This is a genomic window from Neobacillus sp. D3-1R, assembly GCF_052180215.1.
Classification (GTDB): Bacteria; Bacillota; Bacilli; order Bacillales; family Cytobacillaceae; genus Pseudoneobacillus.
In genome coordinates this window covers 4434003-4459955 of the sequence record NZ_CP197471.1, presented here as the reverse complement: position 1 = coordinate 4459955, position 25953 = coordinate 4434003, and the positions used below count along the sequence as shown (strand labels likewise).

The following is a 25953-nucleotide window of genomic DNA, read 5'->3' as shown; positions in this document are numbered from 1 at the left end:
GGTATTCTGTTGGAAACGTCGAAAAAGGGATTACAATTTTTACGAATTCATGTTAATTTTGTTTTAAAATGTATTTTAAAGGCAGGACATTGTCATTTATATAAAGAATATGTAATATGGGAGTTTCGTAAAGGTGGTGTAGGGTGATGAAAAATACTTTTTCACGCTTTTTTGGCCTCGGCGAAAAGGGAGATCAAGCTATAGCAGAACAAGAGGTTAATGATCAAGATTTTACCATTGATCAACAAGAACTAGAAGAAGTGCATGAAGAGATTCGTAAAATACCAATTGGTCATATCATTCCCAACCGTTTCCAACCGAGAACGGTATTTGATGATGAAAAAATTGAGGAACTATCCCGGACAATTCATACCCACGGGATCATACAACCAATTGTTGTTCGTGAGCTTGACCATGACAAATTTGAAATCATTGCTGGGGAGCGTCGTTGGCGTGCAATGAATCGCCTTGGCTGGGAAGAAGTTCCGGCTATTATTAAAAATTTAAGTGATACCGAAACTGCCTCTGTTGCATTAATTGAAAATCTTCAACGTGAGGAATTATCACCAATAGAAGAAGCGATTGCTTATGGGAAGTTATTAGAAATTCATAATTTAACCCAAGAAGCACTTGCACAAAGATTAGGAAAAGGACAATCTACTGTTGCGAATAAATTACGTCTTTTGAAGCTTCCTCAAGAAGTTCAAGATGCACTTCTAAATAAATCGATAACAGAAAGACATGCAAGATCCCTTATTCCGTTAAAAAACCCAGAGCTGCAAGTAAAATTAGTAGCTGAAATTATTGAGAAGAATTTAAACGTTAAGCAAACGGAAGATAGAGTCGTAAAATTACTAGAACAAAACAATCCAAAACCAAAGCCGAAACGTAAGGCATTTAGTAAAGATATGAGAATTGCCGTTAATACGATTCGTCAATCGTTATCAATGGTAGCGGATAGCGGAATAAATTTAAATTCGGATGAAGAAGAATTCGAGGAATATTACCAATTCACCATCCGGATTCCTAAGAAAAAATAAAATGATAGAACGGTGGGAAACTAGACTTCTTGGTTAGTTGCTCACTGTTTTTTTATGTAAAATAGAGATTTTAGAAGATTTTAAGATTATTTTTAAAGAAAAAATCATAATTAAAGAATGTTTCATGATAAAATAGGATTTATGACTGTTCATTTTTATAAAAGTCTTTGAGATGAAGGTAGGTGACATCGTGGGGAAAGTATTAGCGATTGCCAATCAAAAAGGTGGAGTTGGAAAAACAACAACCTCTGTAAACCTAGGAGCCTGCTTAGCGTATATCGGTAAAAGGGTATTATTAGTAGATGTTGATCCGCAAGGAAATGCAACGAGCGGAATCGGTATAGAAAAAGCAGAGGTAGATCAGTGTATCTATGATGTTTTAGTAGATGATGTAGAGGCAAAGCAGGTCATTAAGCCAACCTCTGTTGAAAATCTATTTGTTTTACCAGCAACCATCCAGCTTGCAGGAGCAGAAATTGAATTAGTTCCAACCATTTCAAGAGAAGTTCGTTTAAAGCGTGCTTTGGAAGAAGTGAAGGATCAATTTGATTATATTGTAATAGATTGTCCTCCATCATTAGGGTTATTAACGATAAATGCTTTAACAGCTTCAGATGCTGTGTTAATTCCAGTACAGTGTGAGTATTATGCATTGGAGGGGTTAAGTCAGCTTCTTAATACAGTAAGATTAGTTCAAAAACACTTAAATCAAGATTTGAAAATTGAGGGTGTACTATTAACCATGCTAGATGCTCGTACGAACCTTGGTATTCAAGTCATTGAGGAAGTGAAAAAATACTTCCAAGATAAAGTCTATAAAACAATTATTCCTCGAAATATACGTTTAAGTGAGGCACCGAGTCATGGAGAACCCATTATTATTTATGATCCAAAGTCTCGTGGAGCGGAAGTATATTTAGATTTGGCAAAGGAAGTGGTTGCTAATGGCTAAAGGTTTAGGAAAAGGTCTTAATGCATTTTTTGCCAATATAGAAGTAACAAAGGACGAGTCTATTCAAGAGATTCCAGTTAAGGAACTTCGTCCAAATCCTTATCAGCCAAGAAAAACATTTCAACCGGAAGCAATTGAAGAATTGAAAAATTCAATTGTGGAACATGGTATTTTACAGCCAATTATTGCTCGAAAAAGTATTAAAGGCTATGAAATTGTTGCAGGTGAAAGAAGATATAGAGCAGCAAAAGAAGCCAAGCTCGAAAAAGTCCCAGTGGTAGTCCGAGAATTATCCGAACAGCAAATGATGGAACTAGCTGTTTTAGAAAATCTTCAACGTGAAGATTTAACTCCAATCGAAGAAGCCATTGCTTATCAAACATTAATGGAAAAGTTAAAGTTGACTCAAGAAGTGTTAGCGAAACGACTTGGTAAAAGTCGACCGCACATTGCTAATCATCTGCGTCTATTATCTCTACCACCTAAGATTCAAGAAATGATATCTGATGGTAAAATATCGATGGGGCATGGTCGTGCGTTACTGGGTTTAAGAAAAAAGGACCAATTACAGGCTTTAGTAGATAAGATTATGAAAGAAGGCTTAAATGTCCGACAGGTAGAACAATTAATTCAGGAATTAAATGAACATGTTCCACGTGAAACAAAGAAACCACAGCCGGCAAAAGATATCTATATAAAAGAACAAGAAACGGTATTACGTGAACGTTTTGGAACCACTGTCCATATTAAACAATCTAAAAATAAAGGGAAAATCGAAATTGAATTTTTCTCTAAAGAAGATTTAGAACGTATTTTGGAGATTTTAGAACAAGAACGCTCTTCTATTTAATAGGTCCTCCCCTAAGAAATGTATGGCATTCTTAAGGTGTAGGCCTTTTCTTTTTTTGAGGCTCTTTTCTGAAACATTGTTGCTTTTTGTAACTAATAATTAGGCATTTCACAATATAGGGTGTTAAACTCTTATGAAAATGAAGAAAAGAGCTGAGCACTTATTAAGAGTGCCTGTAAAAATCCGGCTGTAGGGATTTTTACGAAAACCACAAACTATACGAAAACAGCTTTTTATGAAGAATCTCCTATACGAAATGATTTTTATATAATATAATCATTAAAAAAGTTAATGTTTCGTTGTTCGAAATAAATGATAGGTGGCAAAATCATGTTTTTATTGGGGACACTTGTAAACGGCTTGTTAATTGTCATTGGTACATTATTAGGGAAACTTTTTCACCGTATTCCTGAAGGTATGAAATCTACTGTTATGCATGCAATCGGCCTTTCGGTAATGGTGTTAGGGCTGCAAATGGGGTTTAAAAGTAATAATTTTTTAATTGTTATTATTAGCTTAGCATTAGGTGCTGTGATCGGAGAGTTTTTTGCGTTAGAGGACAAGCTGAACAAGCTTGGAGATTGGTTAGAAAAGAAAATAGGTTCAAATGGAAATGGGAAAGGTAGTATCTCTGAAGGTTTTGTGACAGCTACATTAATATTTGTTATTGGGGCAATGGCTATCATTGGAGCTTTAGATAGCGGGATACGCGGCGATCATGATGTCTTATATACAAAGGCCATAATCGACGGTTTTACCTCTATCATATTAACGACCTCATTAGGAATTGGTGTTATTTTTTCAGCTATTCCTGTTATGCTATATCAAGGTTTAATAGCAGCGTTTGCGACACAAATTGATCGTTTTATTCCACAAGCTTTAATGGATAGCTTTATATTAGAAATGACCGCTACAGGCGGTATTATGATATTTGCAATCGGATTGAACTTAACAGGTATCATTAAAGTGAAAGTAGCTAATTTGTTACCGGGAATCGTTGTAACACTTATCATCGTTACCTTGATTTATTTATATCAACATATAATTATGTAAAAAGGCCCTTTATGAAAAGAGCCTTTTTTATATAGATTCTTCCATTTTTGTTGTCATTGAGTTCCACTCTGCTTTTTGTACACGATAATGGATACTAGCTTGGTAAATTCCCTCTGAAATGGTTTTGGCCATTTTTAAAACAAGATTTAATCTCGTGTTTTGTAAAACAAAAAACTCCATAAATCCACTTACATTGACGATTCCTGTTAGGTGTATATCACCTACTGCAGGTAACTCCTTATTGACTCCCGCGCCAGGTTTAACAGGTCCATCCGCTAGTTGAATGGAACCTACGCTTTTCAGTTTTCCAAGGCAAGCATCAATGCCAATAATAAATGGGTAGAAGTGCTGCTGTTTAATTTCCTTTAATTTATCCTCTAGATTAACCGCATGAATCGGTTCATCAAGAGTTCCATATACATGAAAAGGACTTGGACCTTTTTCTTCTAATAATGTACCAACTAATGGACCTAAAGAATCACCGGTGGAGCGGTCGGTACCGATACAAACAAAGACAATAGGACGAATAGTATGGGGAGGGAACATATTCATCAATTCTTTGGCTAATAGCTGAACTGCATCTTCTTCATCATGAAAGACTTTTACTCCGCTCCGTCTTTCAAAGAAACTTGGTTTAAGATTCATAGGGTCCACTCCTTTTCATATACAACAGCCTTTGTCTCGTAGGAATCTTTTTAACAGTATACGGATGATTTTGGAAATCTATACGTAAAACTTCCTACTTTCAATAGCAAAAAATAAGGAAAGTTGATTTTATTCATTTCTTCCAATGCAAAAACTTGTTACAATAGTAGCTATCGATTAAGAAGATATAAAAAGGGTAAAAATGGAAAATGAAGGTGATGAAAATGAATTATTTCTATAAAATGTATAAGAAATTAAAGCTAGAACTTTTAAATGAAGATAATTGGATTCATATAGGAGAAATAGCATTAAAAATTGTTGCCATACTCATTTTAGCGAGTATTGTCATACGAATTGGAAAAATCGCTATTCATAACATTTTTAAGGTTAGAAACAGAGCTCCGATTAGAACCTCGGAACGGCGTGAGAATACCTTGGAGAAACTATTAGATAATATCCTTACTTATGTGATATCCTTTATGGCCTTTTTGATGATTTTATCTACGCTAACCATTGATGTGAAGGCTCTGTTAGCAGGTGCCGGTATAGTAGGTCTAGCAGTAGGTTTTGGAGCACAAAGTCTAGTAAAAGATATTATTTCTGGATTTTTTATCATTTTTGAGGATCAATTTTCAGTCGGGGATTTTGTTAGGATTGGTCAGTTTGAAGGGACCGTTGATGAAATCGGACTTCGAACCACCAAATTAAAAACTTGGACAGGTGAAGTTCATATTTTACCAAATGGTAGTATAATTGAAGTAACAAATTTCTCATTAAATAACAGTATGGCGGTACTCGATATTAGTATTGCTTATGAAAGTGATATTGTTAGAGCTGAAGAAGTCATTCAGCAGTTTTTAGAGACATTGCCAGAAAAGTATGAGGATATCGTCAGTCCTCCACAATTATTAGGAATTCAGATGTTGGGTCCATCTGATGTAATATTAAGAATTGCAGCGGAAACAAAGCCAATGCGTCATTTCGGTATCACTCGGATGCTTCGAAAGGATTTAAAGCTCCTTTTAGATGAGCATGGTATTGAAATTCCTTTCCCTCGAATGGTCATGTATTCAAGACAAGAAGAACCGCCAGTGGAAGTTCAAAAAAAATTAGCCAATGAATAAGGGGATTGAAAAATGGAAGAAAAAGAGTTTGGTTTAAATGACATAGTCGAAATGAAAAAACCCCATCCATGCGGAGTAAATCGTTGGAAAATTATTAGACTAGGGATGGATATTCGAATTAAATGCGAAGGCTGTGCGCATAGTGTTCTGATACCAAGAAGAGAATTTAGTCGAAAACTTAAAAAAGTTTTAGTAAAGCATGAAGGCTAACTTCGTGCTTCTTTTTTTTATTAATATATATTATTCTATTGTATAAATAGATTTTTTGAAGGAGAGGTGTGCGAGATGGCCAAAATCTATCAATCTTCTTGTTCCTTAAATTGTTGGGATAATTGTGGATTTGAAGTGACGGTTGAAGATGGTAAGGTTACGAAAGTGGATGGAGCGGCTGACCATCCGATTACAAAGGGGAAAATATGTGGACGTGGAAGAATGTTAGAAACAAGGACTAACTCGACACAACGTTTAGTATATCCTTTGAAAAAAGTAGACGGTGAATTTACACAAATTAGCTGGGAACAGGCACTCGATGAAATAGCTGCTAAAATGCAAGATTATAAAGATACCTTCAGCTCAACCTCTATTTTGCATAGCCATGATTATGCAAATGGCGGTCTATTAAAAAATATAGATCGTCGTTTTTTCAATTGCTTTGGTGGTGTGACGGAACTAATTGGTTCATTATGTTGGGGTTCTGGAATCGAAGCGCAAAAATGGGATTTTGGTGATTCTTATGGCCATGAGCCAGATGATGTTTTTAATAGTAAAAATATTATTATTTGGGGTAGAAATGTAGCACGGACGAATATGCATTTCTATCAAAAGCTTCAACAGGCGAAAAAAGCAGGAGCTACAATTATTGTTATTGATCCAATGTTTAATGCAACTGCCAAAATAGCCAACCAATATATATCCATCAAGCCAGGAATGGATGGTTTTCTTGCAGCAGGCATTATGAAAGAAATACTCCGCTTACAGGGTGAAGACCGCGAGTTTATTGATAACCATTCAGTTGGTTTTAACGACCTGGAAGAGCTTCTCCAATCCATTTCTATGGAAGAGATTATCGAAAAAGCAGAGGTTTCCCGTGAAAATATCGAATTACTGGCGAAGGTTTATTGTGATAAGCCAACCTCCACTTATTTAGGATTAGGAATGCAGCGTTATGAAAATGGCGGAAATACCATTCGTTTAATAGATGCTTTAGTAGCGATAAGCGGCAATGTTGGAGTGGCTGGTGGCGGTGCAAGTTACGGAAACCTGCAAGTGGGCCAAAAGTTCCAATCACCAGCTTTTACACTTGAACATCGAGCAAAGCAAAGTCGTCAGTTTACCATGATGAAACAAGCAGAAGGAATTTTAACAGCTAAGGATCCAGAAATTAAAATGGTTATCGTCACATGTGGAAATCCATTAACACAGGTTCCAGATACAAGCTTAGTAAAAAGGGCTTTTGAATCTGTTGACACATTAGTAGTGATGGAACAGTTTATGACAGATACAGCGAAGCTCGCTGACTATATACTACCTGTGACGACTGTTTTTGAAGAAGAAGATGTTTATTATTCATCCATGTACCATCATTATGTCAATTATGGACCGAAATTAGTAGAAGCACCAGGTGAAGCAAAGTCAGATCTATGGATTTGGACAGAGCTTGCCAAACGTTTAGGTTTTGGAAGTGATTTTGATTTTACAACCGAGCAATGGTTAGAGTTAGGCTTAGCTCCATTAAAAGATCATGGAATCACTTTAGAAAAACTAAGAAATGAAAATTTCGCTGAGCTTCCGGTTCATAAAATTCCATGGGAAAATCACGAATATAAAACCCCAAGCGGAAAATATGAATTTACCTCACAAACAGCTGAAATGAAGGGCTTTGATGGGAAAATTCAATTATCCTTACCAAGTGAGAGTAAATGGACCAATCGAGAGCTGGCTGAAAAATATCCGTATTCATTATTGACGATTCATCCTTTGCGTTCCAATCATTCACAACATTATCATCTATTTGATCCAGCACCAAGATTGAAAGTGGAGATATCCCAGGATATTGCGGTAGGTAAAGACATAGGTGATGGTGATACGGTAAAGGTTTGGAATGATAGAGGTTCTATTGAAGGATATGTCCAAATTTTAAAACAGGCCCATCCACAAACGATTAATATTGATGAAGGGATATGGAGTCAATTTGGAGGATCCGTCAATTTACTAACATCCAACCGGGAATCAGATAACGGACTGGGAAGCACCTTATACGATTGTTTAGTTAATATAGATAAAGTGAATTAAGGATGAGAAGCTGCTGCGTATTGAGTTTAACCCGTACGATTGAGAGGGTTAAACTCAATACGTAATAGCATAGCTTTTGGAGATGCAATTAGCACGCTAATTTGCATCTCTTTTTTTATGCTGGTATATCAATCTCCAATAGCGAAATTTTTGTTAGTTTTATAAAAGGTGCTGAAAATTGGTGAATTTAAAACACAAATAACGAACCCTGTGTCCTATAAAAAATAGAGATAAATTTATCGGACCTACAATCCGTTATGTTCAACAGAGACTATCTATTATATATTTGCTCAGCCTTCTATGAACATTTGTCCCATTTTTTGTAAAAATAGTGGACGATTTATGGAATTATCGAATTTAAAAAATATTTTTGAATATTCTTGCTTGGGTATTGAAAACATATTATACTGAGATTGAACAAATGTTCAAACTGTATTTAACAAAATATCAAAAGGGGTATTTCTATTAAGTATGAAGAACCTAAGTAAATTGATAGAAGTCGCTAGGTTATATTATCAATTTGACCTTAGTCAGCAAAGGATTGCAGAAAAGCTAGGGATTTCAAGACCTTCTGTTTCAAGAATGCTCCAGCAAGCAAAAGAACTAGGGATTGTTCAAATTAAAATTTTTGATCAATTAGAAAGTACAGAAAAACTAGCCAATTCTGTGAAAGAAGCATTTCAGTTAAAGCATTGTATTATCATTCCTGTTCCAGAAGTAAATGAGGAAAGCATGAAAGTGGAACTAGGAAAAGCAGCAGCTGCCTATATTGGAGAAATTGTTCAAAATGGTGATATCATCGGTACGACTTGGGGGACAACTTTATATGAAGTAGCCCAACGAGTAAAACCCAAAAATGTAAAGGGAGTAACGGTGGTTCAACTAAATGGTGGAATTAGCTACTCTGAAACCAATACATATGCGGCTGAAATACTTAATGATTTAAGCGCTGCATTTAACACCTATCCACACTTTCTTCCATTACCAGCGGTTGTGGATCATCCTGTAGTAGCAAGTGCCATCCACTCTGATCAACAAATTAAACGAGTACTTAATTTAGGCAAAGAGTGTGATATTGCACTTTTTACGGTAGGAGAACTTACGAAGGAATCAACTTTATTTAAAGCAGGCTATTTTTCTTCGGAAGACTTTGAACAGTTAAAATCTCAAAATGCAGTCGGTGACATTTGTTCAAGAATTATTGATGTAGAGGGAAATATTTGTAATCAACAATTAGATGAACGAACGATTGGTATCCATTTGTCCGATTTGAAAAATAAGCACTACAGTATCCTTATTGCTGGAGGAATGGAGAAGGTAGATGCCATCATCGGAGCATTAAAAGGCCAATATACAAATGTTCTCATTACAGACCAAAACACTGCTCAAATATTACTCACATTAGATGAGGAGGGAAAAGAGTAGTGGAACAAACAGAGTTAGTTCAACTTATTAGAGAAGTAACCTTGAAAACATTGGCAAAACATCAAAGACAACTAGAAGTTCCTATTGCTGTATCTAATCGCCATGTTCATCTTTCGAAGGAGCATGTAGAAAGATTATTTGGCAGGAACTATCAATTAAATAAATGGAAAGACTTATCACAGCCAGGTCAATTTGCTAGTAAGGAAACGGTTACTTTAATTGGTCCTAAAGGTAAGATTGAAAAGGTTAGAGTTCTGGGACCAGCACGGGGTGACACCCAAGTTGAGATCTCGTTATTTGATGGCTTTACATTAGGAGTGACTCCTCCCATTCGGGACTCAGGAGATATTGACGGAACCCCTTCCATTATCATTCAAGGCCCCCGCGGGCAATTGAAGGTGGAACAAGGCCTTATCTGTGCAGCTAGACATATACATATGAATCCAGAAGATGCCGCTCATTTCAATGTGACAAACGGTGAACGAGTTCAAGTCAAAGTGTTAGGCCAGAGAGGTGTTACCTTTGACCATGTATTGATTCGTGTTTCACCAAGGTACAAGCTTGAAATGCACATTGATTTGGATGAAGCCAATGCTGCACAAATAAAAAGTGGCCAATTGGGTGTGCTTTTAAAAGGATAAAGCATGTTCAAGTAAGGGGGGAATGCGAGTGAAGGAAAAAATTGAATCGATTGTCCGAAGAATGGTCATGGATTACTTGAATAAAGAAAAAAAATCACCTAAAAATAAACGCTTATTGATTATCCTAGACGAACAGAGAACCCTGGATAAAGGCGATGTTTGGATAAAATTGAAAGCGATTGCAGACACCTATCAAGTTACTTTATTGGTAACAAATAGCTGGACTTCGATTCCAGAAGAAATAGGCAATGTAAAAACCGTTCCATTACATGAAGACCATTTAGAGGAAATCATGAATGAAATGCAAAAGTCGGATATCCTGCTTTATGCAACGGCAAGTTACTCCACTCTAGCAAAGCTTTCCTTGACTATGGATGAAGGCTTCCCGCTGTGGATTACGATCCAAATGCAAATGGACGGAAAACAAATCATACTAGCTAGTGATTATCTCACCCCTAAGGGTACTCAAAACATCACTGCTCCCTTTACGGTAACAAGAAGAATTCAAACATACATAAGACAAGTAAGGGAAGATAAAGTTCAAGTTCTGGCTTTATCTAGTATTCGTAAATGGCTAGAGTCCTATTTTAATAGTGTTACAGAAAGTCGTCATGTCGTATTGGCCAAGCATATTGAGGAAGCAGCCAAAATGGGCGAGTCACAATTGGTCGTACCGAAAAACAGTTTAATTACTCCAATGTGTAAAGATTATGCAAGAGAATTAGGGGTCTTAATAAAGCAAAAGGAGTAAAAGCATGATTATAGGGAAAGTAATCGGAAATGTCGTTTCAACTTGTAAAGCTGAAAAGCTTCAAGGCAAAAAGTTATTGATTGTTCAGCCGCTTGATTTCATTTCCATAGAGCCCGATGGCAAGCCTGTGATTGCAATTGATACAGTTGGTTCAGGTAAAGGGGAAGTCGTGATGGTTGTTAGCGGTAGCTCCGCAAGGCAAACTGCTGTAACCAATGGAACCCCGGTGGATGCTGCCATTATTGGAATCATCGATCAAGTGGAAATCGAAGGTAAGTTAACCTTTGAAAAAAAGTAGGATAAAGGGGGGACAAGAACATGCAAGTTAGTGAAAAAGATATTCAAAAGCTAGTGGAACAAGTGCTTGCTAATATTACGGGTCAAGCAGCTAGTAATACAGTATCCTATTCTGCATCTGAAATTGCCCTAGGAGATGGCGTTTTTACTACAGTAGATGAAGCTGTCGCAGCTTCCAAAATTGCTGAAGGGAAAATGCGTCATGTATCTCTTGAAGGTCGTAGAAAAATAATTCAAGCTATGCGCGAAATTAGTATCCAGCATGCGGAAGAATTAGCAAAAATGGCTGTAGAAGAAACAGGTTTAGGCAGAATAGAAGACAAAATGGCTAAGAACCTGCTTGCCGCTAATAAAACACCTGGTGTAGAGGATTTAGTCAGCACGACCTATACTGGGGACGACGGAATGACTCTAGTGGAATATGCTCCATTTGGAATCGTCGGTTCGATTACACCTTCTACGAATCCAGCGGCAACCCTTATTAATAATAGTATTTCAATTGTTGCTGCAGGTAATGTGGTCGTATATAACCCACATCCAAGTGCAAAAAAGGTAAGTCTGCAAACTCTTAAACTATTAAATAGAGCCATTGTTTCTGCTGGAGGGCCTGAAAATGTCTTAACGGCCGTCGCTTCTCCTAATCTTGATACAAGTAAACAAGTAATGGAACACCCAGCGATTCGTGTTCTTGTCGTTACTGGCGGAGGAATCGTGGTAAAGGCTGCTATGAAAACTGGTAAGAAGGTTATTGCAGCTGGTCCAGGTAATCCACCGGTAGTAGTGGATGAAACAGCTGATATTGTCAAAGCAGGTAAGGATATAGTCAGTGGAGCAAGCTTCGATAACAATGTTCTTTGTACAGCTGAAAAAGAAGTATTTGTCGTTGATAAAGTGGCAAATGCACTAAAGCAAGAAATGCTGAAAAATGGTGCAGTCGAGCTAAAAGGCTTTGAATTAGAAAAATTATTAAAAGTCATTTTAGTAGAAAAAGACGGAAAGTATTATCCAAATCGTGACTATATCGGAAAAAATGCTGAGGTTTTATTAGCAGCAATTGGCAAGAAAGTAGATTCGTCTGTCCGCCTAGTCATTGCAGAAACGTCCTATGATCATCCACTGATTTGGACAGAAATGCTGATGCCAATTTTACCGATTGTAAAAGTATCCAATGTAGATACAGCGATTGAAATGGCTGTTAAAGCAGAAAAAGGCAATCGTCATACTGCGATTATGCACTCACAGAATGTGACGAACTTAACGAAAATGGCGCGGGAAATCCAAGCAACTATTTTTGTGAAAAATGGTCCGTCTTATTCAGGGCTTGGTTTCAATGCTGAAGGATTTACGACTTTAACCATCGCTGGTCCAACAGGAGAAGGCTTAACATCAGCTAGAACTTTTAGTCGTCAAAGACGTTGTGTCTTAGTAGATGGATTTAGAATAGTGTAAGCGAGGTCATGTAGATGTCTGAGAAACCAGATCACACAAATCAAGACCCATCCAAAACAGAAAAGAATGGTAAGAAAAAAGGGAGGCCAAAAGCTTCCGCTTCAATAAATAAAAATGCGGCTGAAAATCAGCCAATACAAGGAGGAAATCACATGAAAGAAGCATTAGGAATGATTGAAACAAAAGGTTTAGTTGGAGCAATTGAAGCTGCAGATGCAATGGTAAAAGCAGCAAATGTAACATTAGTGGGTAAAGAAATGATTGGTGCTGGACTTGTAAGCGTTTTAGTACGTGGGGATGTGGGTGCAGTTAAAGCAGCGACTGAAGCGGGTGCAGAAGCGGCTGGACGTGTGGGACAATTAATTTCTGTTCATGTTATTCCAAGACCAAATGGAGAAGTGGAAGGAATTTTACCGAAAGCTTAAGTAGGTGTAAATAGTGATGTCTCAAACCATGCTGGAAAGTTATATCGAAAAAATGGTCAGACAAGCCGTAACTAGTTCTCTTTCAAACCAGTTAGTAACCAATGAAAAGATTAAGCCCATTGTGGTCGCAAATTGGAAAATGAATATGAACTTGGATTCTATTTCGGAGTTTGTCTACGATTTTTCAAAAACGAACGTTCCTGTTGATGTCGTGATTTGTCCACCTGCTCCTTATTTGTATGTCTTAAATGGCTGGCAAATAAAATTAAATGCTCTCTTTTCTATTGGGGCACAAAATGTGCATTCTGAGTCAAAAGGAGCCTTTACGGGGGATGTGTCAGCGGAACAGCTAGTTGATGTTGGCTGTGAGTATGTCATCATTGGACATTCCGAAAGACGTGCAATAGGTGAAACGAACTCTTTTATTCATCAAAAAGTAAAACACGCATTAAATACAGGTTTAATTCCAATCCTTTGTGTTGGAGAATCGGAAGAAGAACGTAAGCAACAAAAAACGAACGTTGTTGTAGAGGAGCAAATTCTCTCGGCACTTCAAAATATACAAGATATTTCACGTGTCATCATTGCTTATGAGCCTGTTTGGGCTATTGGCACAGGACAGTCAGCTGCACCTGAACAAGCGCAGGAAGTACATCATTTTATCCGGTCTGTTTTATCCAAGCATTTTGGTGTGACTGCTGGAAGGACTCCTATTTTATATGGGGGGTCAGCGAAGCCTGAGAATGCAAAGGAATTTAGTGCTATGGCTGATATCAATGGGTTATTAGTTGGTGGAGCTAGCTTAAAAGCAGGCGATTTTTCAAAAATTATTCAGGCGTTTTGTTAAGGGGGGAAAACCATGAAAAAAGTAGCGATCGGTAGTGACCACGGTGGTTTTGAATTAAAAGAAGCCATCAAAAAGCAATTGACCAGTTTAGGTTATCAATATATCGATTTCGGTTGTCACAGCAAGGAAGCGGTTGATTATCCTGATGTTGCCTTCCTTGTTGGTGAATGTGTCGCAACTCATGATGATTATGTAGGAATCATGATTGATGGAGCTGGAATTGGAAGCGGCATGACATTAAATAAAATTCCAGGTGTTCGGGCAGCCGTATGCTGGGATCTTTCCTCCGTCATGAATAGCCGCCTGCATAATAACGCAAACGTACTTTCTATCGGAGGTCAGCTTCTTGGACAAGGATTAGCATTGCAAATGGCTAAAACTTGGTTAGAAACACCTTTTGAAGGTGGTCGTCATGATAAACGCGTGACGAAGATTATGGAAATCGAAAGTCGATTCATCAAGCGCGAAAGCAGGTAATCAGATGTTTATAGGCAAAGTCATTGGGAATGTTGTGTGTACACAAAAGGATGAGAGTTTGCAAGGTCTGAAGTTACTTGTTGTTCAACCCTTAAACGATGATTTAAATCCTAAAGGCAAGCCCATTATCGCGATTGATACCATTCGTCAGTCTGGACAAGGTGATATCGTATATATGGCTAAAAGCAAGGAATCTTCCCTTCCACTTGACCGGGAGCTAACTGCTTCTGATGCAGGTATTATGGGGATTATTGAACACTATCACATACAAAAAATGGAGGAATAATACATGAGTAACGCATTAGGTATGATCGAAACTAAAGGTTTAGTTGGTGCAATTGAAGCAGCAGATGCTATGACAAAAGCAGCTAACGTTACGTTAGTTGGTAAAGTAAATGTGGGTGGAGGCTTAATTTGTGTGATGGTACGCGGAGATGTAGGCGCTGTTAAAGCAGCTACTGAAGCGGGTGCAGATGCAGCTGGCCGTGTAGGTGAATTACTTTCTGTTCATGTGATCCCAAGACCACACTCAGATATTGAGAAAATTTTACCTCAACAAGCTTAATAATGAAAATTGCTAGAGTAATAGGAAATATGGTTTCCACCATTAAAACACCAAGTCATAACAGCCAAAAGTTTATGGTCGTTGAACCAATAGATATCGAAGGTAAAGTGATCGGTGACTCGTTTGTGGCTGTTGATGCAGCCCAAGCAGGTATTGGAGATATCGTCATCATTATAGAAGAAGGCGGCTCTGCACGGGAAATATTAAAAAAACCAGATGCAGCAGTAGATGCCATTATAGTTGGAATCGTAGACTATCTAGAATCATAGAAAAGCGGAGACGGCTTGCTCAGGGGCGACAAGCAATGTTCTCAAACCGATGCAGTCGTTCTTTGACTTCATGGTTTGAGGTTATTTGACCAAGGAAAAATGGTTTTTATTTTTCCCTCGAGCCCCTAGCAAGGAAGAAATGAAGTGCTTTCTTCCCCGTCGGAGCTAGACAACATACGGAGGTGAGTTCAGTTGGACATGGAATTATTGATTAAACAAATTACAGAACAAGTAATGACTCAAATTACGAATGCAGGTGCAAGCCAGCCAGCTCAGGTGGTTAGCACATTAAAACCATCTTACTTTGATAACAAAGTCATTACTGGGCCACAAATTGCCCGACTGATTGATCATACATTATTAAAACCAGAAAGCACGAAAGATCAAATCGTACAGATTTGTAAGGAAGCAATCGAGTACAACTTTGCTACTGTTTGTGTGAATCCATTCTGGGTTAGTACAGCGGCTGAGGTTCTTAAAGGAAGTAAAGTTGGGATTACAACAGTAGTTGGTTTCCCATTAGGATCAACAAGCACATTCTCAAAAATCTCAGAAGCACGTGATGCACTTGCTGATGGTGCAACTGAAATCGATATGGTAATCAATATTGGTGCTTTAAAATCTGGTGACTATGAAACAGTAAAGAAGGACATTGAAGGTGTCGTGTTAGCTGTTAAAGGACAAGCAGTTGTTAAAGTCATTATTGAAACAGGTTACTTAACAGATGAAGAAAAGAAAAAGGCTTGTATGTTATCGAAAATGGCTGGAGCTGATTTTGTTAAAACTTCAACTGGATTCGGACCTGGTGTGGCTACACCGGAAGATATTGCCTTAATGCGTGAAGCAGTAGGGCCAGACATGGGCGTTAAAGCTTCTGCTGGTGTTCGCGATTTAGATACTGCACGTAAATTAGTAGCCGCTGGTGCAACACGTATCGGGGCAAGTGCGGGTATTGCGATTGTTAAAGGTGAAAAAGGTACAGGTAGTTACTAAATAGTTAAGATAAAAAGACCCTAATCGCTAGGGTCTTTTCCCTCCTAAAGTAGCAGCCTAAAGATTCAAAATTATCATTATATTGATAAAAGTTATAGTAGTTTGTATAATGAGGATAGAAAACGCTTACATTTTATGAAAGGTGTGGGGTAATGAATACTATTGGTAAGCAAATCGTACAGATGAGAACATTAAGAGGCTGGGATGTAGACCAGTTTGCTAATGTTGTTGGTTTAGATACGGAAACCGTTCAAAATCTTGAAAAAGGATTACTAGACCCACAGCTATCTATTTTAGAAAAAATCACAAATACCTTAAACTGTAGTTTTAAAATTGGTGATGTTTCTATATAATAATGACACTATAACAGTCTGCAAAAGGTAGACTGTTTTTTTATTTTGTTTTTGTTAAACTTGGTTGTTGATTTCCGATCCAGCCGCTTGCTTTCCGGGGGGCGTTCGTCGAGCCTCCTCGTCGCTTACGCTCCTGTGGGGTCTCGCCTGTAACGCTAATCCCCCAGGAGTCAAGCGGCTTCCTCTCCAATCAACAAATTGTCAAAATCAAAATCAACAATAACCTTTAATACACCTTTATAATTAGAGTGACTTATAAAAAATATTCCCTATTTACTCGATTCTTAATAAGGCTTGTCTTTTTTAGGGCAAATCTCTATAATTGTGAGTGGTTTATAAATGGAAATAACATTTTTGATGACATAGATATTATAAGAAATGAGGAGTGGCAATATGGCTTTAACAGCAGGTATTGTGGGTTTGCCAAACGTTGGTAAGTCGACATTATTTAATGCAATTACACAAGCTGGAGCAGAATCAGCAAACTATCCGTTCTGTACAATTGACCCCAATGTAGGGATTGTAGAAGTTCCTGATGAACGCTTAGTCAAATTAACTGAGCTTGTTCAACCTAAAAAAACAGTTCCAACAGCATTTGAGTTTACAGATATTGCTGGTATCGTTAAAGGTGCTAGTAAAGGGGAAGGTTTAGGTAACAAATTCCTAGCCAATATCCGAGAAGTAGATGCTATCTGTCAGGTAGTACGTTGTTTTGAAGATGAAAACATTACACATGTTTCCGGTAAAGTCGATCCAATTGATGATATCGAGGTAATTAATCTTGAATTAATTCTTGCTGATTTGGAGTCTGTTGAAAAAAGAATCGGCCGTGTTGAAAAAATGGCACGTCAAAAAGATAAAGATGCAATGGTTGAAATCGAAGTATTAACGATGCTTAGAGATGCCTTTGAATCTGAAAAGCCTGCACGTACAGTTGATTTCACTGATGAACAACTGAAAATCGCAAAAGGTCTTCATCTATTAACGATTAAACCTGTTCTTTATGTAGCAAACGTTAGTGAAGATGATGTTGCGGATCCATCAGGAAACGAATATGTACAAAAGGTACGTGAATTTGCAGCTAAAGATAATGCAGAAGTCATCGTTATTTGTGCAAAGATTGAATCTGAAATTGCTGAGCTAGAAGGCGAAGAAAAGACAATGTTCTTACAAGAACTAGGCATTGAAGAATCTGGTTTAGATCAATTAATTAGAGCAGCTTACAGCCTACTTGGACTAGCTACTTACTTTACTGCTGGGGTACAAGAGGTTCGCGCTTGGACTTTCCGCAGAGGAATGAAAGCACCTCAATGTGCTGGAATCATTCACTCTGACTTCGAACGTGGATTTATCCGTGCAGAAACGGTAGCTTATGAAGATTTATTAGCAGGTGGAAGTATGACAGCGGCTAAAGAAGCTGGAAAAGTACGACTTGAAGGTAAGGAATACGAAGTAAAAGACGGAGATATCATCCATTTCCGTTTTAATGTTTAATTAAAATCAGCCCCTTATTTAAGGGGTTTTTCTTATGTATGAAGTGATAGCGAATCATGTCGTTGCTTTTAAGAAAAGACTATGCTATACTTTTACCTTGTGAGTAATGAATAATTGCTCCTTGCCCAATAGGGCCGTTTAGACCAAAAGGAGGTGACAGTGATGAGAAAGTACGAAGTTATGTACATCATCCGCCCAAACATTGAAGATGAAGCTAAAAAAGCTCTAGTTGAGCGTTTCAGTGGAATTTTAACTGATAATGGTGCGGAGGTCGCAGAAGCGAAAGATTGGGGTAAGCGTCGTCTTGCATATGAAATCAATGATTTCCGTGATGGCTACTACCAATTAGTGAAAGTTAACGCTTCACCAGCTGCGGTAGAAGAATTCTCTCGTTTAGCTAAGATCAGCGAAGATATCATTCGCCACATCGTTATTAAAGAAGAAGAATAAGACTTAACATATAATATAAACATCAAAAGTTCCACGTGAAACATGTTAGAAGAGAGGAGTTGGTTCTGATGATGAATCGAGTTATACTTGTTGGAAGATTAACAAAAGACCCTGAACTAAGATATACTCCAAACGGAGTACCAGTTGCCACTTTTACACTGGCAGTAAATCGTACATTTACTAATCAGCAAGGTGAAAAGGAAACGGACTTTATTAACTGTGTTATTTGGCGCCGTCCTGCAGAAAACGTTGCTAATTTCCTTAAAAAAGGAAGCTTAGCTGGCGTTGACGGACGTATTCAAACGCGCAATTATGAAGGACAAGATGGAAAACGTGTATACGTGACAGAAGTTATGGCCGAAAGTGTTCAATTCCTTGAACCTAAGGGTGCTGCATCAGGTGATCGCGGTGAAGGCGGATACTACAATAATCCTCCAAAAGAGAGAGCTCCATTCAGTAACCAGAATCAACAACAATCTAACAATCAAGGTTATACACGTATTGATGAAGATCCGTTTGCAAATAGTGGACAAATTGATATTTCAGATGACGATCTTCCATTCTAATACGAACCTAGTTATAACTGGAACGAAACTATTTTCTTAAAAAGGAGGCGCTTATAATGGCAGGTCAAGGTGGACGCAGAGGCGGACGTGCAAAACGTCGTAAAGTGTGTTATTTCACTTCTCATGGAATCACAAAAATCGATTACAAAGAAGTAGATCTTCTTAAGAAGTTTATTTCTGAACGTGGAAAGATTTTACCACGTCGTGTAACTGGTACAAGCGCGAAATACCAACGTAAATTAACGATTGCTATCAAACGTGCTCGTCAAATGGCTTTATTACCATACGTTTCTGGTGAATAATAACCATTCTAAAAGCAGTAAGGAGAATTCCTTACTGCTTTTTTCTTTTATAAAGATATTTATTCAAGTTGATAAGTTGAACGTTCCATCATTAGGCAGTAAAATAAGTTAAAAACAGAATTTTTTAATTGGGGTGAAAAGGTGAAAAATGCTCGAAGGCTTACGGAAGGGGCTGTTTTATTAGCCGTCTTTGCTATATTGATGCTTTTAAATTTATATGTGCCTGTTTTAGGGCTAGTGATCATATGGTTTTTACCATTACCATTTATTTATTTTTCCTGGAAACATGATTGGAAAGGGATTATCGTATTTTTAGTAGCATCATTAGGATTATCCATGATTGTAGGGTCCTTTCTTGCCCTTCCAATGGCTCTTATATTTGGTACAACAGGAATTGCTTTAGGATACTTAAGTCAAAAAAATAAAAGCAGAACAACTATATTATTAGTTTCATCTATCGTTTTCTTAATCAATTTATTAATTCAATATGGTATTGCTGTAGCCTTCTTTAAATTTAATTTTGTGGAAGAAGCCACAACCATGTTAAAAAAGTCCTTTGATATGTCTTTCAAAATAATGGACACAGTAGGAAATAATGCAGAAGCTGATAAACTTAAAGAACAATTAGATTCTTTTATCTCTATGGTTGATACATTAATGCCGAGTATGTTTGTGATCAGTTCGTTTATTTTTGTTTTCTTGCTTCAATTAATCAACTTTCCAATTTTAAAAAGATTTGGTTTGACGGTTTCTCATTGGAAAGCATTTCGTGAAATCTCCTTACCAAAAAGCATTCTTTGGTATTACTTAATAACAGTTATTTTATCGTTAGTATTAAACCCTGAAACAGGTAGCTATCTTTATTTAGCTTTATGGAATTTAGCTTATATTTTGCAAATCATTTTAGTGATTCAAGGATTATCCTTTGTTTACTTTATCAGCTATCAAAAAGGATGGGCTAAGGCTGTACCTATTTTAATAACGGTGTTTCTATTCATTCTTCCTTTAGTGCTTTATATTATTAGGATATTAGGTATAATTGACTTAGGATTTGACTTAAGGAAAAGATTAGTCAAAAAGTGATGTATTTCTACTCAAGTATGGTAGAGGTGATTGATCAACTTCTCCACTGCTGAAGTTTTACTAAATAGGAGCTGAAGAAATGCCTGCATATTTGGAAAAGCGTTCTCTACGCTACCTATTATATGGGTTAATGGGCTTAACCTTTCTGGTGCTTAGTGTTTTAACCTTTTATAATTGGGTCTTTGGGCTTATTGGATTAATCGCTCTGTTTTTTCCTTACTATTATATTTTTGAAGTGGACCGAAAACAGAGGAAAGAAGTGGAAGACTACATAGCTACCTTATCCTACCGAGTTAAAAAAGTAGGAGAAGAAGCATTAATGGAAATGCCAATTGGAATTATGCTTATTAATGACGACTACTTTATTGAATGGGCAAACCCATTTTTAGCATCTTCTTTTGATGAAGATACTTTAATAGGCAGATCTTTATATGATGTAGCAGATGTCCTGATCCCCCTTATTAAACAAGAGGTAGAGACAGAAAATATCATGCTTCATGACCGAAAGTTTCGGGTTATCCATAAAAGGGATGAACGACTTCTATACTTTTTTGATGTAACAGAGCAATCAGAGATTGAAAAAATGTATCATGATGAACGAACGGTCATTGCCATTATTTTTCTAGATAATTATGATGAGTTAACACAAGGTATGGATGACCAGATGCGAAGCAGCTTAAATAGTTTGGTTACGTCCATTCTTAATCATTGGGCAACGGAAAACGGCGTTTTTTTAAAGCGAGTTTCTTCTGAACGATTTATTGGTGTATTTAATGAACATATCCTCAATCAGTTAGAAAAGGGAAAATTCACGATCTTAGATGAAGTACGAGAAACAACAGCAAAGCAAAATGTTCCTCTTACATTAAGTATTGGTGTTGGGGCAGGTGTTACGTCTTTACCGGAATTAGGAACTCTTGCCCAATCAAGCCTAGATTTAGCGCTTGGTCGGGGTGGCGACCAGGTGGCAATCAAACAGCCTAACGGGAAAGTAAAGTTTTTCGGCGGAAAGACGAACCCAATGGAGAAACGAACAAGGGTCCGTGCGAGAGTAATCTCACATGCCTTAAAAGAGTTGATAATTGAAAGTGATAAGGTTATCGTCATGGGACATAAAAACCCTGATATGGATGCTGTGGGGGCCGCAATAGGGATTCAAAAGGTTGCTCAAATGAACCAACGCGAAGGCTTTATTGTGATGAATTTCCATGAAATTGATACTGGAGTTAAAAGGTTAATGGATGAAACCAAAAATAACGAAAAGTTATTCACTAGGTTCATTACACCAGAACAAGCTCTAGAAATAGCAACGGAAGATACCTTATTAGTTGTCGTCGATACCCATAAGCCTTCTCTCGTTATTGAAGCACGATTATTAACAAAAATAGATAAAGTAGTAGTGATTGACCATCACCGAAGAGGGGAAGAATTCATTGAGAATCCTCTTCTCGTCTATATGGAACCATATGCCTCATCTACAGCTGAACTAGTTACGGAGCTATTAGAATATCAGCCAAAACGGTTAAAGATTGAAATGCTTGAAGCAACTGCTTTATTAGCTGGTATTATTGTTGATACAAAAAGCTTCACTTTAAGAACAGGCTCAAGAACTTTTGATGCGGCCTCCTATTTAAGAGCACAAGGGGCAGATACCGTATTAGTGCAAAAGTTTTTAAAAGAAGATGTTGATACGTATGTGAAAAAGGCTAAACTAATCGAATCGGTCGAGTTTTTCCGTGAAGGTATTGCCATAGCTAAGGGAAAAGACCATGATATTTTTAATCAAGTGTTGATTGCCCAAGCGGCTGATACACTGTTAACGATGGATGGCGTACAGGCTGCCTTTGTCGTTTCAAAACGAAATGATCAGGTGATAGGCATAAGTGCTCGCTCATTAGGTGGAGTGAACGTACAGCTGATTATGGAAAGCTTGGACGGTGGAGGGCATTTAACGAATGCAGCTACTCAGCTTACGAATATGACGATGGATGAAGCGGAACAAAAATTAAAAACCGCCATTTCAGATTATTTTGAGGGAGGAAAAAAAGAATGAAAGTGATCTTTTTAAAGGACGTTAAAGGTAAAGGGAAAAAAGGTGAAGTAAAAAATGTCGCTGATGGATATGCACAAAATTTCCTTATTAAGCAAGGGCTTGCAGTCGAAGCAAATCAAGGGGCAATATCAAGCTTAAATGCTCAAAAAAAATCGGAAGAAAAGCAAGCTGCAGCAGAACTTGAAGAAGCTAAAAAGCTTAAAGTGGAATTAGAAAAGATTACGGTTGAACTAAGTGCTAAATCTGGTGAAGGCGGACGTTTATTTGGTTCTATTACAACCAAACAAATCTCTGATGAACTACAAAAGAAATTTAATATAAAAATAGACAAAAGAAAAATGGAACTAAACGATGCGATTCGTACGTTAGGATTTACTAAGGTTCCAGTTAAACTTCATACTGAAGTAACAGCCACATTAAATGTTCATGTAAAAGAAGGAAATTAATTTTTCGACCACAAACGACAAAAACATGATAAAATGATAAATGTTAATACAAATGTGATCGCTATTTTAGGCTGATCACATTTTTTTCTTGATAAAAATACTTTCCTCTATTGAAGGAGGTTTAATAGATGAGTGATTTATTTGCAGATCGTCTTCCGCCGCAAAATATCGAAGCGGAACAAGCCGTGTTAGGTGCTATTTTCCTTGAACCATCCGCCTTAACACCAGCAACGGAAATCCTTATACCAGAAGATTTTTATCGCGCTGCCCATCAAAAGATTTTTAATGCCATGTTGAATTTGAGTGACCAAGGGAAAGCGGTCGACCTCATCACCGTAACGGAAAATTTAGCAGCATCGAAAATTTTAGAAGATGTGGGTGGAGTTAGTTATTTAAGTGAATTGGCAGGATCCGTTCCTACAGCAGCCAATATTGAATATTACGCTAATATTGTTGGGGAAAAGTCTCTTTTAAGACGATTAATCCGAACAGCAACAGAAATTGCACAAGATGGATATACTCGTGAGGACGAAGTGGAATCCCTACTAGGGGAAGCAGAAAAAAGCATTATGGAAGTGGCACAGCGTAAGAACGCAAGTGCATTCCATAATATTAAAGATGTCCTTGTTCGAACATACGATAATATTGAAACATTACATCAACGTACAGGTGATGTTACCGGTATACCAACAGGCTTTGCCGAGTTAGACCGTATGACCGCTGGTTTCCAACGAAATGACCTTATTATTGTTGGAGCACGTCCATCCGTAGGGAAAACGGCCTTTGCCTTAAATATTGCCCAAAACGTTGCAACACGTGCAGGGGAAAACGTAGCTATCTTTAGTTTAGAGATGGGTGCCGAGCAGCTTGTTATGCGTATGCTTTGTGCTGAAGGGAATATTGACGCTCAACGTTTGCGTACAGGTACATTAACCGATGAAGACTGGGGCAAATTAACCATGGCTATGGGTAGTTTGTCTAATGCAGGTATTTTTATTGATGATACTCCAGGTGTTCGAATTAGTGATATTCGTGCCAAGTGCCGTCGTCTAAAACAAGAACACGGACTAGGAATGATCTTAATTGATTACCTACAGCTTATTTTAGGTAGTGGACGAGGCGGAGAAAACCGTCAACAGGAAATCTCTGAAATTTCTCGTTCCTTAAAAGGACTTGCCCGTGAGCTTCAAATTCCAGTCATTGCGTTATCACAGTTATCTCGTGGACTTGAGCAACGTCAAGATAAACGTCCGATGATGTCAGATATTCGTGAATCTGGAAGTATCGAGCAGGACGCTGATATTGTAGCGTTCTTGTATCGTGATGATTACTATGATAAGGAATCTGAGAATAAAAACATTATTGAGATTATTATCGCAAAACAGCGTAACGGCCCGACAGGTACGGTGTCACTCGCCTTTGTAAAAGAATATAATAAATTCGTCAATTTAGAGAGACGATTTGAAGATGTCGGATAGCACGATTTAAGAGATTAGCTTTTTAATAGAGCTAGTCTCTTTTTTTATGTGAATAAAGCTTTTTTAAGGAAAAAAAAGTAGGATAAACTTGGATAAAATGATGTCTTTGTCGGAAAACTAGTTTAAGAATAAAATGAGATAATATGGGTTTGAGTATAAAGTTATAATTAACGAACATATTTAGAAAAAATATAATAAAATGTTCGTGTTTCATTGACTTTTTAGTTCTGTTACTGGTAAACTAGGTATGGTTTTAGTGAAATTAATAACTTTTCCAATCATTTGGAGGTGCAGGGCGTGTCATCAGTTGTAGTAGTAGGAACTCAGTGGGGAGACGAAGGAAAAGGGAAGATTACAGATTTTCTTTCGGAAAATGCCGAGGTAATCGCTCGTTATCAAGGTGGAAATAATGCAGGCCATACCATTCGTTTTGGTGGTGAAACCTATAAGCTACACTTAATTCCATCTGGTATCTTTTATAAAGATAAGATTTCTGTTATTGGAAATGGAATGGTTGTGGATCCTAAAGCTCTTGTAAAAGAGTTAGCGTATCTACATGAAAGAGGAATCACAACTGATAATTTACGAATTAGTAACCGTGCTCATGTCATTTTACCTTATCATCTAAAATTGGATGAGGTAGAAGAAGAACGCAAAGGTGCAAATAAAATAGGAACAACCAAAAAGGGAATCGGACCAGCCTATATGGATAAAGCTGCGCGTGTAGGGATTCGAATTGCCGATTTACTTGATAAAGAAGTTTTTGAAGAAAAATTAATGAGAAATCTAGAGGAGAAAAACCGTTTATTCGAACGTATTTATGAAACGGCTGGTTTCCAATTAGAAGATATTCTTGATGAATACTATGGATATGGTCAACAAATTAAACATCTCGTTTGCGATACTTCCGTTGTCCTAAATAATGCATTAGATGAAGGCCGCAGAGTGCTGTTTGAAGGTGCCCAAGGTGTCATGTTAGATATTGACCAAGGTACTTATCCATTTGTTACATCGTCCAATCCTGTTGCAGGAGGCGTAACAATTGGCTCTGGTGTTGGCCCAACGAAGATTAAACATGTTGTCGGTGTTTCTAAGGCATATACAACTCGTGTTGGTGATGGTCCATTCCCAACAGAACTAAATAATGAAATCGGTAACCAAATTCGTGAGGTCGGTAGAGAATATGGTACAACGACAGGAAGACCACGCCGCGTAGGTTGGTTTGACAGTGTGGTCGTTCGCCATGCTCGCCGTGTCAGCGGCATTACAGACTTATCACTGAACTCCATCGATGTATTAACAGGTATTGAAACCTTAAAAATTTGTGTGGCTTACCGTTACCAAGGTGAAATCATTGAAGAATTCCCAGCAAGCTTAAAGGTTTTATCTCAATGTGAACCAGTTTATGAAGAATTCCCTGGTTGGACAGAAGATATTACTGGCTGTAAGTCATTAGATGAGTTACCTGCAAATGCGCGTCATTATTTAGAGCGAATTAGCCAATTAACAGGTATTCCATTGTCTATTTTCTCTGTTGGTCCTGACCGCTTGCAAACCAATGTGGTAAGAAGCCCATGGAGACAAAGTTAATAGGTAAATGATTTATTGGGAAGTTGGAGGGGATATTCTCCGA

General features: G+C 37.6%; 30 protein-coding genes. 29 read left to right on the top strand and 1 reads right to left on the bottom strand.

Annotated elements, in window-relative coordinates:
- The first annotated feature begins 146 nt into the window (after positions 1–146).
- The 4 genes from noc to ACSBPO_RS22410 all read left to right on the top strand — a co-directional run bounded on the left by noc (position 147) and on the right by ACSBPO_RS22410 (position 3895).
- Positions 147–1040: a nucleoid occlusion protein gene (gene noc, locus ACSBPO_RS22425; RefSeq protein WP_442597263.1), complete on the top strand. Its 894-nt coding sequence runs from the start codon at positions 147–149 to the stop codon at positions 1038–1040.
- Positions 1041–1230: 190 nt separating this feature from the next.
- Positions 1231–1992 carry a ParA family protein gene (locus tag ACSBPO_RS22420; RefSeq protein WP_442597261.1) on the top strand — a complete coding sequence of 254 codons (762 nt, stop codon included), beginning with the start codon at positions 1231–1233 and terminating at the stop codon, positions 1990–1992.
- A complete protein-coding gene (locus ACSBPO_RS22415; protein ID WP_442597259.1) occupies positions 1985–2842 on the top strand; it encodes a ParB/RepB/Spo0J family partition protein in 858 nt (285 codons plus the stop codon). Before ACSBPO_RS22420 ends, ACSBPO_RS22415 begins: the two co-directional genes overlap by 8 nt.
- A gap of 330 nt (positions 2843–3172) precedes the next feature.
- Positions 3173–3895 (top strand): DUF554 domain-containing protein, encoded by a 723-nt coding sequence (locus ACSBPO_RS22410; protein WP_442597258.1) that lies wholly within the window; start codon positions 3173–3175, stop codon positions 3893–3895.
- Between the two features lie 27 nt (positions 3896–3922).
- On the opposite strand, the gene yyaC is transcribed toward ACSBPO_RS22410, so the two are convergent.
- Positions 3923–4540 (bottom strand): spore protease YyaC, encoded by a 618-nt coding sequence (gene yyaC, locus ACSBPO_RS22405; RefSeq protein ID WP_442597256.1) that lies wholly within the window; start codon positions 4538–4540, stop codon positions 3923–3925.
- Between the two features lie 224 nt (positions 4541–4764).
- On the opposite strand from yyaC, the gene ACSBPO_RS22400 reads away from it, so the two are divergent.
- From ACSBPO_RS22400 to ACSBPO_RS22280, 25 genes are all read left to right on the top strand, one after another.
- The gene (locus ACSBPO_RS22400) at positions 4765–5664 is read left to right on the top strand and encodes a mechanosensitive ion channel family protein (RefSeq protein WP_442597254.1); all 900 of its coding nucleotides are present in this window, start codon (positions 4765–4767) and stop codon (positions 5662–5664) included.
- Positions 5665–5676: 12 nt separating this feature from the next.
- Positions 5677–5874 (top strand): DUF951 domain-containing protein, encoded by a 198-nt coding sequence (locus tag ACSBPO_RS22395; RefSeq protein ID WP_442597252.1) that lies wholly within the window; start codon positions 5677–5679, stop codon positions 5872–5874.
- Between the two features lie 75 nt (positions 5875–5949).
- On the top strand, positions 5950–7956 hold the full coding sequence (locus tag ACSBPO_RS22390; protein WP_442597250.1) for a molybdopterin-dependent oxidoreductase: 2007 nt from the start codon (positions 5950–5952) through the stop codon (positions 7954–7956).
- A gap of 471 nt (positions 7957–8427) precedes the next feature.
- Positions 8428–9381, top strand: a complete 954-nt coding sequence (locus ACSBPO_RS22385) for a sugar-binding transcriptional regulator (RefSeq protein ID WP_442597248.1) — start codon at positions 8428–8430, stop codon at positions 9379–9381.
- A 50-nt stretch (positions 9382–9431) separates the two neighbouring features.
- Positions 9432–10022 carry a phosphate propanoyltransferase gene (pduL, locus tag ACSBPO_RS22380; RefSeq protein WP_442600430.1) on the top strand — a complete coding sequence of 197 codons (591 nt, stop codon included), beginning with the start codon at positions 9432–9434 and terminating at the stop codon, positions 10020–10022.
- 28 nt (positions 10023–10050) lie between these two features.
- Positions 10051–10773 carry a hypothetical protein gene (locus ACSBPO_RS22375; RefSeq protein ID WP_442597246.1) on the top strand — a complete coding sequence of 241 codons (723 nt, stop codon included), beginning with the start codon at positions 10051–10053 and terminating at the stop codon, positions 10771–10773.
- A gap of 4 nt (positions 10774–10777) precedes the next feature.
- Positions 10778–11071, top strand: a complete 294-nt coding sequence (locus ACSBPO_RS22370) for a EutN/CcmL family microcompartment protein (protein WP_442597244.1) — start codon at positions 10778–10780, stop codon at positions 11069–11071.
- A 20-nt stretch (positions 11072–11091) separates the two neighbouring features.
- Positions 11092–12519 (top strand): aldehyde dehydrogenase family protein, encoded by a 1428-nt coding sequence (locus ACSBPO_RS22365; RefSeq protein WP_442597242.1) that lies wholly within the window; start codon positions 11092–11094, stop codon positions 12517–12519.
- 152 nt (positions 12520–12671) lie between these two features.
- Entirely contained in the window at positions 12672–12944 is a 273-nt protein-coding gene (locus ACSBPO_RS22360; protein WP_442600429.1) for a BMC domain-containing protein, read from the top strand.
- Positions 12945–12960: 16 nt separating this feature from the next.
- Positions 12961–13791 (top strand): triose-phosphate isomerase, encoded by an 831-nt coding sequence (gene tpiA / locus ACSBPO_RS22355; RefSeq protein WP_442597240.1) that lies wholly within the window; start codon positions 12961–12963, stop codon positions 13789–13791.
- A gap of 12 nt (positions 13792–13803) precedes the next feature.
- Positions 13804–14268, top strand: a complete 465-nt coding sequence (rpiB, locus tag ACSBPO_RS22350) for a ribose 5-phosphate isomerase B (RefSeq protein WP_442597238.1) — start codon at positions 13804–13806, stop codon at positions 14266–14268.
- Between the two features lie 4 nt (positions 14269–14272).
- Positions 14273–14554: a EutN/CcmL family microcompartment protein gene (locus ACSBPO_RS22345; RefSeq protein ID WP_442597236.1), complete on the top strand. Its 282-nt coding sequence runs from the start codon at positions 14273–14275 to the stop codon at positions 14552–14554.
- Between the two features lie 3 nt (positions 14555–14557).
- On the top strand, positions 14558–14833 hold the full coding sequence (locus ACSBPO_RS22340) for a BMC domain-containing protein (RefSeq protein WP_442597234.1): 276 nt from the start codon (positions 14558–14560) through the stop codon (positions 14831–14833).
- A gap of 2 nt (positions 14834–14835) precedes the next feature.
- A complete protein-coding gene (locus tag ACSBPO_RS22335) occupies positions 14836–15102 on the top strand; it encodes a EutN/CcmL family microcompartment protein (RefSeq protein WP_442597232.1) in 267 nt (88 codons plus the stop codon).
- 192 nt (positions 15103–15294) lie between these two features.
- Positions 15295–16095 carry a deoxyribose-phosphate aldolase gene (gene deoC, locus ACSBPO_RS22330; RefSeq protein ID WP_442597230.1) on the top strand — a complete coding sequence of 267 codons (801 nt, stop codon included), beginning with the start codon at positions 15295–15297 and terminating at the stop codon, positions 16093–16095.
- A 152-nt stretch (positions 16096–16247) separates the two neighbouring features.
- Positions 16248–16448, top strand: coding sequence for a helix-turn-helix domain-containing protein (locus tag ACSBPO_RS22325; protein ID WP_442597228.1), 201 nt, complete (start codon positions 16248–16250; stop codon positions 16446–16448).
- Between the two features lie 393 nt (positions 16449–16841).
- Positions 16842–17942, top strand: a complete 1101-nt coding sequence (gene ychF, locus ACSBPO_RS22320; RefSeq protein ID WP_442597226.1) for a redox-regulated ATPase YchF — start codon at positions 16842–16844, stop codon at positions 17940–17942.
- Between the two features lie 162 nt (positions 17943–18104).
- The gene (gene rpsF, locus ACSBPO_RS22315) at positions 18105–18392 is read left to right on the top strand and encodes a 30S ribosomal protein S6 (RefSeq protein ID WP_442597224.1); all 288 of its coding nucleotides are present in this window, start codon (positions 18105–18107) and stop codon (positions 18390–18392) included.
- Between the two features lie 68 nt (positions 18393–18460).
- Entirely contained in the window at positions 18461–18958 is a 498-nt protein-coding gene (gene ssb / locus ACSBPO_RS22310) for a single-stranded DNA-binding protein (protein ID WP_442597222.1), read from the top strand.
- 56 nt (positions 18959–19014) lie between these two features.
- Positions 19015–19260, top strand: coding sequence for a 30S ribosomal protein S18 (gene rpsR, locus ACSBPO_RS22305; RefSeq protein WP_442597220.1), 246 nt, complete (start codon positions 19015–19017; stop codon positions 19258–19260).
- Positions 19261–19401: 141 nt separating this feature from the next.
- Entirely contained in the window at positions 19402–20343 is a 942-nt protein-coding gene (locus ACSBPO_RS22300) for a YybS family protein (protein WP_442597218.1), read from the top strand.
- A gap of 79 nt (positions 20344–20422) precedes the next feature.
- Positions 20423–22396 carry a DHH family phosphoesterase gene (locus ACSBPO_RS22295; protein ID WP_442597216.1) on the top strand — a complete coding sequence of 658 codons (1974 nt, stop codon included), beginning with the start codon at positions 20423–20425 and terminating at the stop codon, positions 22394–22396.
- A complete protein-coding gene (gene rplI / locus ACSBPO_RS22290) occupies positions 22393–22842 on the top strand; it encodes a 50S ribosomal protein L9 (RefSeq protein WP_442597214.1) in 450 nt (149 codons plus the stop codon). Before ACSBPO_RS22295 ends, rplI begins: the two co-directional genes overlap by 4 nt.
- 128 nt (positions 22843–22970) lie before the next feature.
- Positions 22971–24320 (top strand): replicative DNA helicase, encoded by a 1350-nt coding sequence (dnaB, locus tag ACSBPO_RS22285; protein ID WP_442597212.1) that lies wholly within the window; start codon positions 22971–22973, stop codon positions 24318–24320.
- Positions 24321–24617: 297 nt separating this feature from the next.
- Positions 24618–25910 (top strand): adenylosuccinate synthase, encoded by a 1293-nt coding sequence (locus ACSBPO_RS22280; protein WP_442597210.1) that lies wholly within the window; start codon positions 24618–24620, stop codon positions 25908–25910.
- Positions 25911–25953: the final 43 nt, after the last annotated feature.

Coding starts and splice junctions, on each gene's coding strand:
- noc (WP_442597263.1), top strand. CDS start 147: ATGAAAAATACTTTTTCACGCTTTTTTGGCCTCGGCGAAAAGGGAGAT.
- ACSBPO_RS22415 (WP_442597259.1), top strand. CDS start 1,985: ATGGCTAAAGGTTTAGGAAAAGGTCTTAATGCATTTTTTGCCAATATA.
- ACSBPO_RS22410 (WP_442597258.1), top strand. CDS start 3,173: ATGTTTTTATTGGGGACACTTGTAAACGGCTTGTTAATTGTCATTGGT.
- yyaC (WP_442597256.1), bottom strand. CDS start 4,540: ATGAATCTTAAACCAAGTTTCTTTGAAAGACGGAGCGGAGTAAAAGTC.
- ACSBPO_RS22400 (WP_442597254.1), top strand. CDS start 4,765: ATGAATTATTTCTATAAAATGTATAAGAAATTAAAGCTAGAACTTTTA.
- ACSBPO_RS22395 (WP_442597252.1), top strand. CDS start 5,677: ATGGAAGAAAAAGAGTTTGGTTTAAATGACATAGTCGAAATGAAAAAA.
- ACSBPO_RS22390 (WP_442597250.1), top strand. CDS start 5,950: ATGGCCAAAATCTATCAATCTTCTTGTTCCTTAAATTGTTGGGATAAT.
- ACSBPO_RS22385 (WP_442597248.1), top strand. CDS start 8,428: ATGAAGAACCTAAGTAAATTGATAGAAGTCGCTAGGTTATATTATCAA.
- ACSBPO_RS22370 (WP_442597244.1), top strand. CDS start 10,778: ATGATTATAGGGAAAGTAATCGGAAATGTCGTTTCAACTTGTAAAGCT.
- ACSBPO_RS22365 (WP_442597242.1), top strand. CDS start 11,092: ATGCAAGTTAGTGAAAAAGATATTCAAAAGCTAGTGGAACAAGTGCTT.
- ACSBPO_RS22360 (WP_442600429.1), top strand. CDS start 12,672: ATGAAAGAAGCATTAGGAATGATTGAAACAAAAGGTTTAGTTGGAGCA.
- tpiA (WP_442597240.1), top strand. CDS start 12,961: ATGTCTCAAACCATGCTGGAAAGTTATATCGAAAAAATGGTCAGACAA.
- rpiB (WP_442597238.1), top strand. CDS start 13,804: ATGAAAAAAGTAGCGATCGGTAGTGACCACGGTGGTTTTGAATTAAAA.
- ACSBPO_RS22345 (WP_442597236.1), top strand. CDS start 14,273: ATGTTTATAGGCAAAGTCATTGGGAATGTTGTGTGTACACAAAAGGAT.
- ACSBPO_RS22340 (WP_442597234.1), top strand. CDS start 14,558: ATGAGTAACGCATTAGGTATGATCGAAACTAAAGGTTTAGTTGGTGCA.
- ACSBPO_RS22335 (WP_442597232.1), top strand. CDS start 14,836: ATGAAAATTGCTAGAGTAATAGGAAATATGGTTTCCACCATTAAAACA.
- ACSBPO_RS22325 (WP_442597228.1), top strand. CDS start 16,248: ATGAATACTATTGGTAAGCAAATCGTACAGATGAGAACATTAAGAGGC.
- ychF (WP_442597226.1), top strand. CDS start 16,842: ATGGCTTTAACAGCAGGTATTGTGGGTTTGCCAAACGTTGGTAAGTCG.
- rpsF (WP_442597224.1), top strand. CDS start 18,105: ATGAGAAAGTACGAAGTTATGTACATCATCCGCCCAAACATTGAAGAT.
- ssb (WP_442597222.1), top strand. CDS start 18,461: ATGATGAATCGAGTTATACTTGTTGGAAGATTAACAAAAGACCCTGAA.
- rpsR (WP_442597220.1), top strand. CDS start 19,015: ATGGCAGGTCAAGGTGGACGCAGAGGCGGACGTGCAAAACGTCGTAAA.
- ACSBPO_RS22295 (WP_442597216.1), top strand. CDS start 20,423: ATGCCTGCATATTTGGAAAAGCGTTCTCTACGCTACCTATTATATGGG.
- rplI (WP_442597214.1), top strand. CDS start 22,393: ATGAAAGTGATCTTTTTAAAGGACGTTAAAGGTAAAGGGAAAAAAGGT.
- dnaB (WP_442597212.1), top strand. CDS start 22,971: ATGAGTGATTTATTTGCAGATCGTCTTCCGCCGCAAAATATCGAAGCG.